Consider the following 15979-nt stretch of genomic DNA (forward strand, 5'->3'; position numbering starts at 1 on the left):
TTCACTTTTGAACCTCGGCAATTTAATTGCGCACACGTTGATTCTGTCTGCCATGATTTGAACGACAGTCGGGGCCGGCAAGGAGTGTCAGACATGTATCTGAGTGCGGAGCGGTTGGCCCTGGCCAACCAAACAGTCCGAGAGACTTTCGAGCAGACCAGCGTCGCCTGGCAGGCCATCCCGCACTGGGACACCGGCGACCCCAGCCAGACGGCGGTGTCCCAAGACAACTTGACCCCGCCGATCAACCTGTTGTCGCTCACCCCAGCGCACGTCGTTTCATTCACGCTGACGCTGGCCGAGGTTGTCGCCCCGACTGCCGACACATTGCTGGCGAACGTGATCGCCAGCACCGTCCAGCTTGCCGCAGATTTCGACACCGCCGTATTCCCGGCGCTGCTGACGGGGACGACACCCAAGCAGGTGGTCGGCGGAATTACCGCATCGGATCTCCTGATTGCGCTGATCGCGGCCCGCGCGCAGGTAGAGAACAACGGATACCGTGCCCCGTCGTGTCTGGTCACCGACACGTTCGGGGTGATGGCGCTCGCCGCGAGCACGATCGCGAACGGTTACGCCGGAACGGACGTGCTGCTACCTCCGGCGAACGTCAACTCCCTGCAGCGGGTTGACACGCTCGCGACCGACCCCGATGTCCGCGGGTGGCTGCTGGGACGGCGCCAGCGAATTGCGCCCGCAGGCGCAGCGGACGCGTCGGCGGGTGAAGAAGCGGTGGACATCGCCGTCAGCATTCCTCCCAGCCTGGAAGTCGTCGGCGAAGTGGCCGCTAACACAATCGAATTGAGAGTCCGCATCGCATACGCCACCAGGGTGAAGGATGAAGGCGGCCTCGTTGCCTTCACCGTCTGATGACAGCCACGCTGCCTGACGCGCGGCCGGTACCGACGGCGCTCAGCCCGCTCGAGGATTATCTCGCTGTATGCAAGGACGCTTGCTTCGGCGAGATCAAGCGGCTCTACAGTCCCGGTGACGCTCACTCGAGCGGTCTGCACGAAATGATCCTCGACTACCCGATGCGTGGCGGAAAAGCGCTGCGGCCGGCACTGAGCATTGCCACCTGCCTCGGGCTCGGTGGCCACCTCGAGGCGATACTGCCGACCGCCGCGACGCTGGAGCTCTATCACAACGCGTTCCTCATCCACGATGACATCGAGGACGAATCCTGGTGGCGGCGCGGCAAACCCACGCTGCACGTCGACCACGGCGTGCCGATTGCGGTCAACGTCGGCGACGCCATGCTGTCGATGTCGCTGCAACCGCTGCTGGACAACGTCGAGCGCATCGGCCTCGGGCCCGCGCTACGCATCCTGCGTGCCGTCGCGAAAATGACCCGGCTGACCGTCGACGGCCAGGCCGTGGAACTCGAGTGGGTCCGGTCCAACGCCTGGCGGCTCGACGACGCCGACTACCTGAACATGGTGGAACTGAAAACCAGCTGGTACTCCTTCATTACGCCGCTACAGGCCGGCGCGATCGCCGCCGGCGCGGGAGCCGAGCGGTTGGCGCCGCTGGAGTCCCTCGGCCGACATCTCGGCGCGGCCTTCCAGATCACCGACGACCTGCTGAACCTGCGGGCGGACCCGCAGGAATACGGCAAGGAGATCGGCGGCGACCTGTGGGAGGGCAAGCGGACGCTGATGTTGTTGCACGCCTTGCGCACTGCCGAGCCCAACGACCGGGATCAGGCCGTGCGGATTCTGGCCAAGCGCCGTCCGAGCCCGGACGACGAGTTGGGGCTGAGCGAGCTGCTGGACCGGCTCGCCGCTCGCGGGCAACTGTCCCAGTCGGGCCGGGCCGAGATCGAGGCCCGGCTGCAGGGGCAGCATCCCTCAGAGCCCAAGACCCTCAACGACATTCGGTGGCTTTACGAATTGATGCACCGCGTCGGTTCACTCAAGCACGCCCGCGACATCGCCGCCCGGCAGGCACGGGAGGCGGCCAAAGTTCTTGCCACCCTGAATTGGTTGCCGCGCAGCCGCCACCGCGACGTGCTCGCCGACCTGGTCGACTACGTGCACGGGCGGACCCGATGAACCCCGAAGGCTTGATCGGCATGCTCGCGGAACTCGAGCGGATCCGCGAACTCACCCTCGACCTGATCGAACAACAGACCCCGCAGTTGCGTCCGGCCCCTCCGGATGAGGCCGACGGGACGGAGCGAACCGTCTTCGACGTCCTCGTCGGGCTGCGTCGTGCCGTCCTGGGCAATCCCGCGGCCGCCCGACGCATGCACGATCTCCTTGTTGCCGAAGGCCGCCGCTATGCACGCACCCCCCGTGGGACGCGGCTGCGCGACGCGCTGGTCGCCTCCGAAGCAGTGGAGAACCTGCGACGCGTCTGGGAGATGGTGAGCCTCAACATTTTGGACGGTCCCACCGCGCCCAGCGGCGTCCCGAACGCCTGGGCAGACCTGCTGGCCGACGCTTTGATCGGGCGTGGGCTCGACGATTCTGTCCTGGCTCGGCTGCGGCCCGAGGGGTTCGCATGACGCTCACCGATCCCCGCGAAGCGCTCGCCGACCAGAGCGAGTTCATCGGCTACCTGGTTGGCATCGCCGGGCTGGCCCGGGTGGTTCACACCTTGGCCGCCGACGGCGACCGCCGCCCTGAAAGTCCCTGCGAGGCAGACGACTTCGTGCACGTCCTGCTCGGGGTGGCGAGTATCGGTGCGGGGATCGAGCAGCTCGCCAATCCAGTTGCCGCACAGCAGGACATGACAGCCGATGCAACGCTTCCCGTCGCACCGAGCACGCGGTGGCTGCGATGAGTGCCCTGCTCGCGCGCAGCGACTTCCTCCGCGCCCCGGTGCTGGCCACCGCCCGGCCGGCGGGTTTCAAAGGAGTGGCACCACTTCGTGGTCCACGGTCGGGGGTTGCGGCTGTTGATCAACTTCAGCCTCACCAATGAAGCGTTCGGGACAGATGAAGTCCGCCTTACGCCACGCGTCATCGTGATCGCGCGCGACGAGAATTTGGACGGGGGCCATCGAGCGGTTCGACGAGCGCGCGCTGAACGTCTCGGCCGATCTGGGTGAACTCACCATCGGCGACAGCCGGGTCTCCGTGCTACCCGACGGCTACCGCGTGTCAATCGACCTGCCCGACAAGGGGATTCGCGGCGAACTGCACTTCACCTCCGGGTGCAGGCCAGTCGTGGTTCGTAACGAACCGGTGGGAGACGGCCGAATCAGCTGGCTCTTCGTACCTCGGCTGCGCGCCGACGGATGGCTACGTATCGCCGGCCGGGAGTACCGGATGGAAAACGACCTTGCCTATCACGACCACAACTGGGGCCGCTTCTGGTGGGGCGACGACTTCGGCTGGACGTGGGGCACCGTTTTGCCGACCGAACCCGGCAACCCGTGGTCGATGGTAGTAGTGCAGATGACCGACCGCAGTCGGCTGCGCTGCCTGTCGCGTGCGCTCTACGTGTGGCATCACGACGAGCCTGCGGCGACGTTTCGGCACGCGGCGGTGCAGACGCGCTCGGACGGTCTGCTCAGCCGCGCGGCCGACTGCACCTTGCCGCCCCAAATGCGGTTGCTGCTCGACGGCGAGGTGCCAAGCGTCCCGGAGCGCCTCGACGTCACCGCAACCCGGGGCGCCGATACGGTGCACATCGAGTTCCGTTCGCGCTGTTATGCCCGCCTGGCGCAGCCGAGCGAAGTATGTCTCGATCGATCGACCGTGCTCTGCGAAACAGACGGTAGCGCCCGAGCCACCGGAACGATCAACGGCGAAAACATCGACTTCGCCGGTACCGGTGTATTCGAGTTCCTACATGGCTGAACGGGTTTCGTCGCTATTGCGGCGTTCGGTCGAGCACCTGGAGAACGAGGTGCCCGACAGCTACCGCTTGCTGGTCAGCGAGCTCGGCCCGCTGGTGGTACAAATCGACGTCGACGGTGAGGTGTTCACACTGCGCGGCGGTGATCGGCTTCGAGTGTCCGAAGGTGCGGCGCAGCCGGGCGATGCCCGGATCGCCACCTCGCGAGTCGCGATCCTCGATCTGCTCGATGCGCGGGTCGGGCTGGGTGAGGCCGTGGAAGCGGGGGCGGTGTGCGTTCACGGTTCCCTCGATGACGTCCAGCGTGCTCACGACTCGCTGCGGGCATACGTCCATGCCGCGATCCGGGCGCCCTCGCTGCCCGTACTGCTGACCGAGCTTCGCGCGGGGGCGCCATGAGCGAGTGCATAACGACACCGGCGTCACGCAAACCACGTCCCACGGTGGCGGTGCTGGGGGCGGGCATCGCCGGACTCACCGCGGCGCATGAGCTCGCCGAGCGCGGCTTCGTCGTCACGGTGTACGAGGCACGGCGCGATGAACGCAACGGGTTGGGGACCGAGCCGCCCGGAACTTACCCTCCGGTCAAGCTCGGCGGGCTGGCCGCCTCGCAGTATTCGACGGTGGGCACGCACAACGGAAGCCAAGCTGAGCTGCGCCCCTTCCCGGGCCGTCGGGGTCAGCCCCGTGATCCGGGGCGAGCGGCTGCCGGTGAACATGGCTTCCGCTTCTTCCCGGCTTACTACCTGCACATCTGGGACCTGTTCCAACGCACTCCGGTCTATCAGCTCACCCAGACGGCCGACGGGACGGCCCGCTGGACGGCAACTTCACGCACTGTCTACGACAACGTCCGGCGGGTGGTCACCAAGGGCACGACGGTGCAGGGCCAGCCGTCGCTCGTCTTTCCCAGCGAACTACCACGCAGCTTCGCCGAATTTCTCGGAATCCTCAGCCAGTTCGCGACATTGAGCTTCACACCCGGCGATATCACCACCTTTCGGCTGAGGATGCTGCGCTACCTCGCCACCAGTCCGTTGCGTCGCGCCCGGGAACTGCAGAACATGTCGGCCTACGACTTCTTGGTCGGGCACGACCGGACGACGGGGATCAACCAGTTCTTTTACACGCCCCCTTGCGATGCGCTGTTGCGCCACATGCCAAGGATCCTGGTCGCCCTCGACTCGCAGTGGGGCGACGCGCGCACCAACCTCAGCACGTATCTGCAGCTGTATCTGAGCATGGACCGCCGCGACAACAAGGCCGACGGCGTGCTCAACGGTCCCACCACCGAATCGTGGTTGGACCACTGGTACCGCCACCTGGTCTCGCTCGGCGTCGGCTTCGTCCACAACAAGGTGACCCGCCTCGACCCGCCGGCCTTTCATTCGAGTCAGCCACCCCATCTGCGGCCCCGTGCCGGGGTCACTTTCGCCGACGGTACGCAGGTGACTCCGGACTACATCGTCGTCGCCGTCGACGCCCCGGCAGCCGAATATGTCACCACCGCGCTGCGCGCAGCGGGCACCGGCGGCACCGTGGCGAGGCTGGACGGTTACGCCACCATCCCTCCCCCACCTGAGGGTCCCCTGCAGCCTGAGACAACCCGGCCGCGCCAGCGACGGGATCCCTACTCGATGGATCAAATGGGGCGGGTGCCGTGGGATCGGTTCCAAACGCTGTGCGGCATCCAGTACTACTTCGACACGGAATTTCAGTTACTCCGCGGACACATGCTGTTCAGCGGCACAGAGTGGGCGCTGTCGTCGATCAACCAGACCGGATTCTGGGAGAAGCGGCCAAGTCTGGACCGCGACGGACACGTCTCCGTGCTGTCGGTCGACATCGCAGATTTCAACACTCCCTCCAGTCATCTCGTCGACGAGTTCGGCCGGGGCAAGGCGGCTCGCGACTGCACGGCCGACGAAATCGCCGCGGAGGTATGGCGACAGATCGTTTGCGCACTCACCAGTTGCGCCGGATCCGTCGGGGAAGAGGCGATGCCGTGGCCCGTGTGGTACGCGCTCGATCGAAGTCTGATCATGGCTGACGGGCCCGGACAGGGCCGGGGCCGCGTGGTCCGCAACGAGTCACCGTACCTGGTTCCCATCGTCGGCGACTGGAACAATCGCCCCGGCAGCGACCCGTGGAACCCGCACGGATCGTCTTGGAGCAGCGCACCGTCCGAGGACTGGTGGCTCGAAGATCTTCAGCAACGCAACGTCTGGCAGGCCCGCCACGGCGGCTATCAAGTGCACAACAATTCGGTGGTCTTCGCGGGCACCTGGAACAAGACGTTCACCCGGGTCACCTCGATGGAGGCCGCGTGCGAGTCGGGACGCCACGCCGTGAATGCCATTCTCGACCATTACATCTGGGTCGAGTCAGGCGGTGTCGATCGCCGAGACAAGACCACTCTGGACTGGAAGTTTCCGTTCGGCTTCCTCGATCAAGGCCTGTCGAGTCCGATTCGGCTGCCGACCTCGGCCGGCGACTACTGCTACGTGTTCGACATCGAAAACCGCGAGCCCGCCGAAACCCGTGCGCTACGCACGCTCGACTCGAAACTCTGCCAGCAGTCACTGCCGCATCCGCTGGACTCGCCAGTCCCGTTTCCCCTGTCCCCTACCTTCGCGGGAGGTCCACCAATGTCCATGCCTTTCAACGACTTCAACCAGCAGTTGCTCAACTATCTGCAGACCGGGCGACAGCTTCTGGAGCAGTGGACGGCGATGACGGCCGGGTCGGGGTTCCCGGTCGCCCCGCCCATGCCGGCGGCTGCGCCGTTCGTGCCTTACGGGCCGCCCATGCCTTCTATGCCGTCCAGCGCTGCGGTGCCACCAGCGCCGGCTGACTACAGCCAGCAACTGTTCGGCTACCTGCAGGCCTGGCGGCAGTTCCTGGAGTCGGCGACCGGCGCAGCGCCGGCGCCGACATCGGTTGCTTGGCAGCCGAATGCGGCTCCGCCGACCGGGGCGCCCGCCAACGGGCCTTCGCCGACCGGGGCGCCCGCCAACGGGCCCGGGGTGCCCGGGGCGCCCGGTCACTACCGTCCGCCTGATGTGCCGATCCCGCCCGCCGACGACAACGCCAGCAAGGGCGCCCCGCCGGACGACACCGCCAAGGGATCGGGCCCGACGTGGCCGCCGCCGGTGGATCTGCCGCCCAGCAGCTATTCCCTGAGCCAGATCAGCAGCACCGGCTCCGACCTGGCGGCAATGCGCGCCGCGCTCGGGGACCCGTCGGCACCGATTGCGCCCGGCAACGACTTCGGGTATCAGATTGACCGGATTCACGGACCCCACGAGCAATCCCACCCGGCCTCACTCCACCCAACGGAGGCAGCCGCGCGCGCTGAGGTGGGATCGCCTTTTCGCAGCGCGATGAATCGCGTCCAGCCCACTGCGTCGCCGCAGCCAGCGCCGCGATCGCTGTTCACCCGTCCGGGTGCGCAGCGAGTGCGGCCACGGGAAGCCGGCGAAACACCTTCGCCCTGAGCGGCTTTGGCGCCATATCAACGCCTCAAGCTGCTGTGGCCGCGGAGTCAATCCATCAGCGTCGCTGCGACCGTGGCTCCGAGGTTCCAGCACGCTTCGATGTCGGCCCTGGTCGGCTTTCCCGAGACGACGACGTGATCGGTCGCCTTGACCCAACCGAGCCCGGCGGTGATCCCGTCCACGGCACGCACGGCTCCCTCGGTGCCCTCATTCCCGTGCAGCCACAACCCGAAGGGCCGCCCACGCGTCGAATCCATTATCTGGTAATAGCTTTGGTCGAAGGCATGCTTGAGAGCGCCCGATACGTAACCCAGGTTGGCCGGGGTACCCAGCACATACCCGTCGGCTTCCAGCATCTCGACCGGCGTGACGGTGAGGGCGGGCCGTCGGCAGACTTCCACACCCTCGATGTCGGGGTCGGTGGCCCCGGCGATGACCGCTTCGAACATCTCCTGGCAGTGCGGCGACGGCGTGTGATGAATCACCAAGAGTGTCTTCGTCATTGGTGCGCCTGCATCTGAACGGCCGTTTTCATCGCCTCGCGGGCCCGCCTGCGGTCCCCCGCATAGTCGTAGGCGCGCGCCAGGCGGTACCAGCGACGCCAGTTGTCCGGATCTTCTTCCAACTCGGTTCGCACCGAGGCGAACAGCGCGTCCGCGGCGTCGCGTTGGATGCGACCGGATGCTCGTCGCGGTAGCGCACTGACGTCGAGTTCCATTTCGTCCTCGGCGATCAGCCGGGCCAGCTTCTGGTGGGTGAAGCCGGCGCGCAGGGTGGCGACCATCGCCCAGAGCCCCAGGAACGGCATCACCAGCACCGCAACCCCCAGCGCCACGGCGGCGGGGCGCCCCGAACCGATCATTATCAACGCGGCGCGGCCGAGCAACACGAAGTAGGCCAGCATCGCGACGCACATGAAGGCGATGAGCGCCTGGGTGCGCACCGTGCGTGCAGCGTCCGTCATTGCAGGTTGAGCAGGGGCTCAATGCCGATGGTCAGGCCGGGGCGTTCGGTGACGCGGCGTACCGCCAACAGCACGCCGGGCACGAAGGACGTGCGATCCAGGCTGTCGTGGCGAATGGTCAGCGTCTCACCCTCGGTGCCGAACAGGATCTCTTGATGGGCGACCAGCCCGGCCAGCCGCACCGCATGCACCGGAATGCCGTCGACGTCGGCACCGCGTGCCCCGGGCAGGCTGGTGCTGGTGGCGTCCGGGTTGGGCGGCAAGTCTTTTCGCGCTTCGGCGATCAGCTTGGCGGTGCGCGTGGCGGTACCCGAAGGCGCGTCGGCCTTGTGCGGGTGATGCAACTCGATGACCTCCACCGAGTCGAAATACGGGGCGGCCTGCTTGGCGAAATGCATCGACAGCACCGCTCCGATGGCGAAGTTCGGCGCGATGAGCACGCAGGTGCCGGGCTTGGCGGCAAGCCACTCCTGCACCTGCTCCAGGCGCTCGCTGGTGAAACCCGTCGTGCCTACGACGGCATGAATTCCGTTGTCTATCAGGAACTTCAGATTGTCCATCACGACATCGGGATGCGTGAAGTCGATGACGACCTGCGTGCCACCCTCGGTCAGCAGGCTCAGCTCGTCGCCCGCGTCTACCGCGGCCGACAGCGTCAGATCGTCGGCCGCCTCGACGGCACCCACCATCGTCGCGCCGACCTTGCCCTTGGACCCCAGCACGCCTACCCGCATGGCTTGCAGCCTACTGTTCGCGATCTTGGCTGGGACCGGTCGGTATGCGTCGCCCGCAAGCGGGCCCGGACCGAATGATCGACTTATTCACAGTTGGCGGTTTATCCACAGTGTCGGCTCGCTCCCGACCGCCGCTTACCGATTTCGCGATAGAATTCGAACATGTGTGCGATCGCTGCTCCGGCCGACGTCGCGGCCCGCTTGGAGGCCCTCGACGCCGCCGTCGCCGCCCTGCGCGAGCTCGACTTCGCCGCGTTGGACCCGGTGCTCCGGCTGCGCGCTTTGGACCAGTTGGAAACCTCGCGCCGGCGTCAGGCGGTGATCAGCCACGACATCATCCACACCCTGGCCCAGGAGGAAATCTCCAAGCTGGGCGGCGCGCCCCACCAGGTCATCGCCGACTGGTGTCGCCTCAGTTACGCCGAAGCCCGCCGCCGCATCCGCGACGCCGCGCAACTGGCCCCTCGGGTCACGATGACCGGCGAGCAGTTGCCGCCCGTACTTCCCGCCACCGCCCAGCAGTGGCGCGACGGCATGCTCGATGCTGAACACTTGAAGGTGATTCAGAAGTTCGTCGATGAGCTGCCTCAAGATCTCCCCGGCGACGTCGTCGAAGAAGCCGAGGAAACCTTGGCGTCCCAGGCCAGGCAGCTGCGTCCCGACCAACTCGACAAGCTGGCCAAGCGGATGGCCTGCCACCTCAATCCCGACGGCGAGTTCTCCGAGCACGATCGTGCCCGCAAGCGCGGCTTCACCTGGAAACCGCAAGGCGCCGACGGGATGAGCGAAGGCACCCTGATCGCCACCCCGGAGCTACGGGCCAACTTCGATGCGTGGCTGGCCAAATTCGCCGCACCCGGGATGGCCAATCCCGCCGATACAAACCCGTGTGTCGAGGCCGAGCCCAGCGAGCAGGCCGCCGCCGACACCCGCACCCCCCGCCAACGCCAGCACGACGCCCTGAATTACCTGGTGGCACGCCAGCTGGGCGATCCCGCCCTGGGCCAGCACCACGGACTGCCCGTGACCGTCGTTGTCTCCACCACGCTGCGCGAACTCACCGACGCAGCCGGGTACGGTGTCACCGCCTCCGGGGTCCAACTGCCCATGCGCGATCTCATCCGGATGGGCCGCAAAGCGTTCCACTACCTCGCCGTTTTCGACGACCACTCCAACCGGCCGCTGTACCTCGGCCGCAGCCGCCGCATCGCCACCGCCGACCAACGGCTGACCCTGTTCGCGGCCGAGCGCGGATGCACGTTCCCCGGCTGCGACGTCAGCGCCGACAAATGCGAGGTCCACCACATCGACGAATGGGCCGCGGGTGGCCGCACCGACGTCGACAGGATGACCCTCGTCTGCGGACCCAACCACAAATTGCTCAACCGCGGCTGGACAACCAGCAAACGGCGCGATAATCGCACCGCCTGGACACCGCCCTCCCACCTCGACCGCAACCAGCCTCGCACCAACTCCTATCACCATCCGGAACGGATGCTGCGCGACAACGACGACGAACGCGCCGGACCGTGAGCACCCCACAGCAATTCCCGGCCCTGGAGCAGAGCTCTAGGCTGGGTGATCGAACATGCCAGCTGCAGCCAACGGAGGTGCTCACGTGAGATCCAGCGAGATCCGGATCCGCGAAGCCAAGCCGAAGGACTACGCGCGGGTAGCGGCGATGCACTACCCGGTGTGGCGGCAGTCGTGGGACGGCATCGTCGCCCCGCACGTGCTGGACATGATCGTCACCCCCAAGATCTGGGTCGAGACCTCCTATCCGACGACCCTGAAGCGTGGTGGTTGGGGCATGTGGATGGCCGAGTCCAGGGGCCAACTGCTCGGGATGATGCTCCTCGGCCCAGACCTGTCCAATCCCAACCTCATTCAGATCGACGCGCTCTATGTGGTGGAGAAAAGTCAACGCGCCGGTGTCGGGAGCGAACTGCTGGGCAAGGCGCTCGAGCAGTATCCGGACAACGACATGATCCTGTGGTGCGCCGAGAAGAACCGCAAGGCACGAGATTTCTACGAAAAGAAGGGGTTCGATGTGGACGACCGCACGTTCAGCTGGAAACCACTGCCCGGCGTGAGCGTGCCGCATGTGGGTTACCGGCTGTATCGATCGGCGCGGACATGACCGCGGACCACATTCGCGTGCAACCCTACGTTCTCGACGTCCCGGAAGCAGACCTCGACGACCTGCGTCGGCGCCTCAGCGCGGCGCGCTGGCCGGCCGAAATCGACGGGGCCGGCTGGGATTACGGCACCGAGCAGACGTTCCTGAGAAAAGTGGTCGAGCATTGGCTGCACCGCTACGACTGGCGGGCCACCGAGGCCGAGGTCAATGCCGCCGGCTCCTTCCGCACCGAAGCGGCAGGTCAACACGTGCATTTTCTGCATGCGAAATCGGATCATCCGCAAGCCGTTCCGCTGGCGATCACGCACGGCTGGCCGGGCTCGGTCGTCGAGTTCCTCGACGTGCTTCCGTTGCTGCGGAAGCGCTTTCATGTGGTGGCCGTATCGATGCCCGGCTACGGGTTCTCCGGGCCCACCCGCGAACGGGGAGTCGACGTAGCCCGCATCGCCGCGGCGGTCGACGACGTGATGGGCCAGCTGGGCTACCAACGTTACGTGGCCCAGGGCGGCGACTGGGGCGCGCTGGTGACCCGCTATCTCGGTGAGCACTACGCGCACCGCGTGGCCGCGATTCACACCAACATGCTGTTCGCGCCGCCGGACCAGAGCGATCAGGAACTGTTGTCGCGCATCACCGAATCCGAACTCGCCGCACTCGTGGCCAGTAGCGAACGAACCAAGGACGGCACCGCCTACCTGCAATTGCAGTCGACGCGCCCGCATTCGCTGGGTTTCGGGCTCGACGACTCACCGCTGGGCTTGGCGGGTTGGATTCTCGAGAAGTTTCACGCCTGGTGTGACACCCGGGAGGGCATGCCGATCAGCATGGATCGGCTGATCGACAACCTGATGTTCTACTGGCTCACGAACACCGCGACCTCGGCCGCGCGACTCTACTGCGAAGCGGCGCGCGCCGGCACCAGCGCGCTGGACGACTGGACCGGTCGCGTCGACGTGCCCACCGGATACGCCGTGTACCCCTTCGAGCTGATGCAGACGCCACGGGCCTGGGCCGAGGCGCGCTACAACCTCGTTCACTACTCGGTGCAGGACCGCGGCGGCCACTTCGCCGCCTTCGAACAGCCCGCGCTGTTCGCCGCTGACCTTGCGACGTACGCCGATGTCCTGACCGACGCGGGGGTGTTCTAGGCGCGGGTCTGCTACGCGCGGGGTCTGTTAGGCGTCTATGACGATCCGGCCGCCGGCGGACCGCGACACGCACACCAGCATTTCGCCGTCGGCCTCGGCGGCGCGGCCGCGGTGATCGACTTGTCCGGCAAGCACTTTGACCCTGCAGGTGCCGCAGAAGCCCTGCCGGCAGGAGTAGGGGGTGGTGGGGTCGCGGTCCAGCATCACCTGCAGCGCAGAGCGATTCGCCGGAACGGACACCACTTCGCGGGATCGCGCGAGTTCCAGTTCGAAGGGTGTCCCGTCCACCACCGGCGGCGGACTGAACCGCTCGTAGTGCAGCGGCGCGTCGGCGTACCCGTCGCGGGCCACCCGCACCGCTTCGAGCATGGCGGCGGGCCCGCAGACGTACACCGCCGTCGCCGGACCGGCCCCGGCCAACAGCTCCTCGACAGATGCGGTGCCGCCGCGCTCGTCGTCGGCCCACACCGTCACCCGCTCCGGCGCAACGGCCAGCACCTCGTCGAGAAAGGGCATGTACTCCCGGCTGCGCCCGGCATAGATTGCGCGCCAATCGGTTCCGCGCTGCGCGGCCACCCGCAGCATCGGCAGGATCGGCGTGACACCGATGCCGCCGATCACGAACTGCACCTCACCCTCGGCCGAGCCCAGATAGAACGCGTTGCGCGGGCCTTCGAACACCAAGGTGTCACCGACGTCGTAGGCCTCGTGCATTTCGATGGAACCGCCGCCGCCGTCGGCGATGCGCCGCACCGCGATGCGGTACTCGGTGCGCCGGCCCGGCGGTCCGCACAGCGAATACTGCCGGCGCCGACCGGACGGCAGCTGCACGTCGATATGCCCGCCTGGCGTCCACGACGGCAGCAACCCGCCATGCGGATCGGCGAGGGTGAGGGCCACCACGTCGGGCGCGACGAGTTCACGTCCCACGACAGTCGCGTGGTGGGTACGCCGCACCGGCCGCACCCGCGACGGGGTCCACCGCGACGCCGCCGACAACCCGCCGATCATCGAACGCAGACCGCACAGCGCCGTCAGGAACCGGTCCCGATCCCGCCGGCCGTACAGGTCGGGCGGCCTGCTGGCCCAAATGCTCTGCGGCTCGGTCATTTCGGAAGGTCCGCGGCGACATCCGTGGCCGCATTCCCGGCCGTATCCGCGGCCTCGTTCGCCGCCTCGTCTGACGGCTCGAACCCGGCCGACACCTGGTCGACCCAGTCAGCGGTCAGACGGGCGATCTCCCGGGGGTGCGACGTCACCGCCCAGTGCCCGCCCTCGACCGGAACGACCCTGCCGCGCCGCGGAATGGCGCCGAGGTACCGCTGCAGCGCGGGAGTGATGAAGATGTCTTTCCGTGGCACCAGCACCTGGACCGCGACCGGGGTCTGCGCCGGCGCCGGACCGGGCGACAGCAGGGGCCCGGGCAGATTGGCCCGGTAGAGCTCCAATCCGTTGACGTAGTCGGCGATCCCGCGCGGCGCATGGCCGCGGATACCGCCTGACTGCCCGATACGTTCCAGCGCCGCAACGACTTTCACTGCGATTCCGGACCGGAAAGCCAGCTCCGGCACCCCCGGGCACAGCAGGAACGCGAGATACGCCGAGCACAACACCTGCCGGGCGACCGACAGCGCGGCCCGCGGCGTGCGCGCCGAACGCACGAACCTGCCCGCATACGGCAGGTGCGGACCCGAGATCGACGTGAACGAGGCGATCCGGCCGGCCAGCGAAGCGTCGGTGATCGCCGCCCAGCCTTGCACCGAACCCCAGTCGTGCCCCAGCAGATGTACCCGGTCAGCGTCCAGACTGTCGATCACCGCGCCCATGTCGGACACCAACTGCGTCAGCCGGTACCCGGACCTGCTTGTTGGACAAGAGGATTCACCAGCGCCGCGAACGTCGTAGGCGAACACGTTGCACCGACCGGCCGGCTGCCGGGCCACGCCATCCCAGATCCGGTGGTTGTCGGGGTAGCCGTGCACCGCCAGCACCGTCGGCAGCTTCGGGTCCGATTCGCCGTAGCGGTGCACTGCCAGGCAGACACCGTCGGAGGCGCGGATCGTCGTCATCAGACCGTCCTCATGGTCAGTGCGACGCCCGGGCCGCCGGTGACACCGCCAGGTAGTCGACAGCCCGCTGCAGCCCACCCAGCTCCGAGGGGTGGAAGTTCGGCCGATAGTAGGACCCTACGACGCGGATCAGCCGGAGCGGGCCGGGCACCAGTCCGCGGCGGGCCGCCCGCAGGTAGCCGCGCCAGCTCGCCCTGCTGCCCGGCGGCACGTACGGGTCGACGGAGAACATGAACCGCACCCCGCGAATCCACAACAGCAGCAACACCGGCCCCACCACCAGCTGCGCCCGCACCTGTCGCCAGTAACCGGCCCGCAGGTGCTTCATCGTGTCGAACGCGACCGCCTTGTGCTCGACTTCCTCGGCCCCGTGCCAGCGCAGCATGTCCAGCATCACCGGGTCGGCGCCCGCGGCGTCCAGAGCCGGCGAGTCCAGCACCCATTCGCCCAGCACGGCGGTGTAGTGCTCGATCGCCGCGATCATCGCCACCTGTTCGAGCAGCCAACTGTGCTGCCGCCGGGTGCTGCGCCACGGCTTCTCCCCCAGCAGAGTCTGAAACAGCCACCGGACCTGGTCGGTGAACGGCGTCACGTCGATGCCCTGGGCGTCGAAGTGGGCGAGCACCCCGGAGTGCGCCTGGGAGTGCATGGACTCCTGGCCGATGAAACCCTGGACGTCCAAGCGCAGCTGGTCGTCTCTGATCAGCGGCAGCGTCTTCTTGAACACCTCGACGAAGAACTCCTCGCCGGCCGGCAGCAGCAGGTGCAGGACGTTGAGCACGTGGGTGGCCAGCGGCTCGTTGGGCACGTAGTGAAACGGCAGCTTCGTCCAGTCGAAGTCGACGTTGCGCGCTTCGAGAACGAGCCGCTCATGATCGGCAGTGTCCGACGAATGCGGACCCACCGCCCTGTCGTCGACTGTGCTCATCAAGGCCCCCTTGCATCGCGCCTCGTGCCCCGCGCCTCGCGCCTCGCGTCTACCGAACCGCCAGGTAGTTTACTGAAGCGCGGGAGTATGCGATACCCGCGGTACTACCTTTGTTCGGCGCGCTGCTTGAGCCGCTGCAACGTGAGCCCGATGTTCTTGGCGTTTTCCGCGTCGCGATCTGGGACGCCGGTGAGCAGCCCGGCGACCTTGCGGAACCACCCGGGACGCTGATCCCAGGTGCTCTCGGTCACCCGGCAGCCGCCGTCCGCGGCGGCCTCGATGTCGTATTTCCAGCGGGCGATCGGAAGCATCGCGGCACGCACGTCGAACGCGAAAGCACGGCCGGGATCGGCATCGGTGACCGTGCACTTGGTGGTCCAGCGCTTGCCGCCGTTCTCGTTGTGACCGACGAACACCGCACCCTCGGTGACGGCCGCACCCTTGCGCAGCTCCATCTTCACGGCTTCCTCGGCCAGCGAAGCCAGCGTCGGCAGGTCGGTGATCAAGCCGTACACCGCCTCGGGGCTCGCGTCGATCTGCACGGTGGCGGTGGCGGAAGGCGCGGTCATCGAAAAATCATAACCAGCACCTCAGCGGACAAACCCGGGCGCCGATCAGCGCCGCGCCGATGCCCCGAATAGCGCTGACCGCGGAATTTTCTGACAATCGAAGTATCCCCGGAACCGAACTCGG

General features: G+C 67.1%; 16 protein-coding genes and 1 pseudogene. 10 read left to right on the forward strand and 7 right to left on the reverse strand.

Annotation, left to right across the window (positions count from 1 at the left end; genetic code table 11):
* The first annotated feature begins 93 nt into the window (after positions 1–93).
* The 7 genes and pseudogenes from L6444_RS18595 (at position 94) to L6444_RS18625 (ending at position 7303) form a co-directional block, all read left to right on the forward strand.
* Positions 94–870 (forward strand): hypothetical protein, encoded by a 777-nt coding sequence (locus tag L6444_RS18595; protein WP_238305722.1) that lies wholly within the window; start codon positions 94–96, stop codon positions 868–870.
* Positions 867–2054: a polyprenyl synthetase family protein gene (locus L6444_RS18600; RefSeq protein ID WP_236984251.1), complete on the forward strand. Its 1188-nt coding sequence runs from the start codon at positions 867–869 to the stop codon at positions 2052–2054. The genes L6444_RS18595 and L6444_RS18600 overlap by 4 nt, the downstream gene beginning before the upstream one ends.
* Positions 2051–2509: a hypothetical protein gene (locus tag L6444_RS18605; RefSeq protein WP_236976460.1), complete on the forward strand. Its 459-nt coding sequence runs from the start codon at positions 2051–2053 to the stop codon at positions 2507–2509. Before L6444_RS18600 ends, L6444_RS18605 begins: the two co-directional genes overlap by 4 nt.
* Entirely contained in the window at positions 2506–2787 is a 282-nt protein-coding gene (locus L6444_RS18610; protein WP_236976461.1) for a hypothetical protein, read from the forward strand. The genes L6444_RS18605 and L6444_RS18610 overlap by 4 nt, the downstream gene beginning before the upstream one ends.
* A pseudogene (locus L6444_RS18615) lies at positions 2784–3808 on the forward strand (hypothetical protein). Before L6444_RS18610 ends, L6444_RS18615 begins: the two are co-directional and overlap by 4 nt.
* Entirely contained in the window at positions 3801–4205 is a 405-nt protein-coding gene (locus L6444_RS18620) for an SCP-2 sterol transfer family protein (protein ID WP_236976463.1), read from the forward strand. Before L6444_RS18615 ends, L6444_RS18620 begins: the two are co-directional and overlap by 8 nt.
* Positions 4202–7303 (forward strand): FAD-dependent oxidoreductase, encoded by a 3102-nt coding sequence (locus L6444_RS18625; protein WP_236976464.1) that lies wholly within the window; start codon positions 4202–4204, stop codon positions 7301–7303. The genes L6444_RS18620 and L6444_RS18625 overlap by 4 nt, the downstream gene beginning before the upstream one ends.
* Before the next feature lie 47 nt (positions 7304–7350).
* On the opposite strand, the gene L6444_RS18630 is transcribed toward L6444_RS18625, so the two are convergent.
* From L6444_RS18630 to dapB, 3 genes are read right to left on the reverse strand one after another with little or no spacing between them, the layout of a single operon-like run.
* On the reverse strand, positions 7351–7806 hold the full coding sequence (locus tag L6444_RS18630) for a flavodoxin family protein (protein WP_236976465.1): 456 nt from the start codon (positions 7804–7806) through the stop codon (positions 7351–7353).
* Complete coding sequence (locus tag L6444_RS18635; RefSeq protein WP_236976466.1) at positions 7803–8267, reverse strand: hypothetical protein; 465 nt, start codon at positions 8265–8267, stop codon at positions 7803–7805. Before L6444_RS18635 ends, L6444_RS18630 begins: the two co-directional genes overlap by 4 nt.
* Positions 8264–9001 (reverse strand): 4-hydroxy-tetrahydrodipicolinate reductase, encoded by a 738-nt coding sequence (dapB, locus tag L6444_RS18640; RefSeq protein WP_236976467.1) that lies wholly within the window; start codon positions 8999–9001, stop codon positions 8264–8266. The genes L6444_RS18635 and dapB overlap by 4 nt, the downstream gene beginning before the upstream one ends.
* Before the next feature lie 162 nt (positions 9002–9163).
* Here dapB and L6444_RS18645 point away from each other — a divergent pair, with 162 nt between their 5' ends.
* The 3 genes from L6444_RS18645 to L6444_RS18655 all read left to right on the forward strand — a co-directional run bounded on the left by L6444_RS18645 (position 9164) and on the right by L6444_RS18655 (position 12289).
* Positions 9164–10534: an HNH endonuclease signature motif containing protein gene (locus L6444_RS18645; protein ID WP_236976468.1), complete on the forward strand. Its 1371-nt coding sequence runs from the start codon at positions 9164–9166 to the stop codon at positions 10532–10534.
* An 85-nt stretch (positions 10535–10619) separates the two neighbouring features.
* Positions 10620–11141 carry a GNAT family N-acetyltransferase gene (locus tag L6444_RS18650; protein WP_236976469.1) on the forward strand — a complete coding sequence of 174 codons (522 nt, stop codon included), beginning with the start codon at positions 10620–10622 and terminating at the stop codon, positions 11139–11141.
* Positions 11138–12289, forward strand: a complete 1152-nt coding sequence (locus L6444_RS18655; RefSeq protein WP_236976470.1) for an epoxide hydrolase family protein — start codon at positions 11138–11140, stop codon at positions 12287–12289. Before L6444_RS18650 ends, L6444_RS18655 begins: the two co-directional genes overlap by 4 nt.
* A 27-nt stretch (positions 12290–12316) precedes the next feature.
* Here the strand turns inward: L6444_RS18655 and L6444_RS18660 are convergent, their stop codons facing one another.
* The 4 genes from L6444_RS18660 to L6444_RS18675 form a co-directional block, all read right to left on the reverse strand.
* Entirely contained in the window at positions 12317–13399 is a 1083-nt protein-coding gene (locus L6444_RS18660) for a PDR/VanB family oxidoreductase (protein WP_236976471.1), read from the reverse strand.
* Positions 13396–14358: an alpha/beta fold hydrolase gene (locus L6444_RS18665; RefSeq protein WP_459551862.1), complete on the reverse strand. Its 963-nt coding sequence runs from the start codon at positions 14356–14358 to the stop codon at positions 13396–13398. Before L6444_RS18665 ends, L6444_RS18660 begins: the two co-directional genes overlap by 4 nt.
* 16 nt (positions 14359–14374) lie before the next feature.
* Positions 14375–15286, reverse strand: coding sequence for a metal-dependent hydrolase (locus L6444_RS18670; protein ID WP_236976472.1), 912 nt, complete (start codon positions 15284–15286; stop codon positions 14375–14377).
* Between the two features lie 104 nt (positions 15287–15390).
* Positions 15391–15855, reverse strand: a complete 465-nt coding sequence (locus L6444_RS18675) for an SRPBCC family protein (RefSeq protein WP_236976473.1) — start codon at positions 15853–15855, stop codon at positions 15391–15393.
* Positions 15856–15979: the final 124 nt, after the last annotated feature.

Source organism: Mycobacterium kiyosense (assembly GCA_021654635.1).
Taxonomy (GTDB): Bacteria; Actinomycetota; Actinomycetes; order Mycobacteriales; family Mycobacteriaceae; genus Mycobacterium; species Mycobacterium kiyosense.

Excerpts from the sequence above, each read along its gene's own strand:
- L6444_RS18595 (WP_238305722.1), top strand. The coding sequence starts at position 94 with ATGTATCTGAGTGCGGAGCGGTTGGCCCTGGCCAACCAAACAGTCCGA.
- L6444_RS18605 (WP_236976460.1), top strand. The coding sequence starts at position 2,051 with ATGAACCCCGAAGGCTTGATCGGCATGCTCGCGGAACTCGAGCGGATC.
- L6444_RS18610 (WP_236976461.1), top strand. The coding sequence starts at position 2,506 with ATGACGCTCACCGATCCCCGCGAAGCGCTCGCCGACCAGAGCGAGTTC.
- L6444_RS18620 (WP_236976463.1), top strand. The coding sequence starts at position 3,801 with ATGGCTGAACGGGTTTCGTCGCTATTGCGGCGTTCGGTCGAGCACCTG.
- L6444_RS18625 (WP_236976464.1), top strand. The coding sequence starts at position 4,202 with ATGAGCGAGTGCATAACGACACCGGCGTCACGCAAACCACGTCCCACG.
- L6444_RS18630 (WP_236976465.1), bottom strand. The coding sequence starts at position 7,806 with ATGACGAAGACACTCTTGGTGATTCATCACACGCCGTCGCCGCACTGC.
- L6444_RS18635 (WP_236976466.1), bottom strand. The coding sequence starts at position 8,267 with ATGACGGACGCTGCACGCACGGTGCGCACCCAGGCGCTCATCGCCTTC.
- dapB (WP_236976467.1), bottom strand. The coding sequence starts at position 9,001 with ATGCGGGTAGGCGTGCTGGGGTCCAAGGGCAAGGTCGGCGCGACGATG.
- L6444_RS18645 (WP_236976468.1), top strand. The coding sequence starts at position 9,164 with ATGTGTGCGATCGCTGCTCCGGCCGACGTCGCGGCCCGCTTGGAGGCC.
- L6444_RS18655 (WP_236976470.1), top strand. The coding sequence starts at position 11,138 with ATGACCGCGGACCACATTCGCGTGCAACCCTACGTTCTCGACGTCCCG.
- L6444_RS18660 (WP_236976471.1), bottom strand. The coding sequence starts at position 13,399 with ATGACCGAGCCGCAGAGCATTTGGGCCAGCAGGCCGCCCGACCTGTAC.
- L6444_RS18665 (WP_459551862.1), bottom strand. The coding sequence starts at position 14,358 with ATGACGACGATCCGCGCCTCCGACGGTGTCTGCCTGGCAGTGCACCGC.
- L6444_RS18670 (WP_236976472.1), bottom strand. The coding sequence starts at position 15,286 with ATGAGCACAGTCGACGACAGGGCGGTGGGTCCGCATTCGTCGGACACT.
- L6444_RS18675 (WP_236976473.1), bottom strand. The coding sequence starts at position 15,855 with ATGACCGCGCCTTCCGCCACCGCCACCGTGCAGATCGACGCGAGCCCC.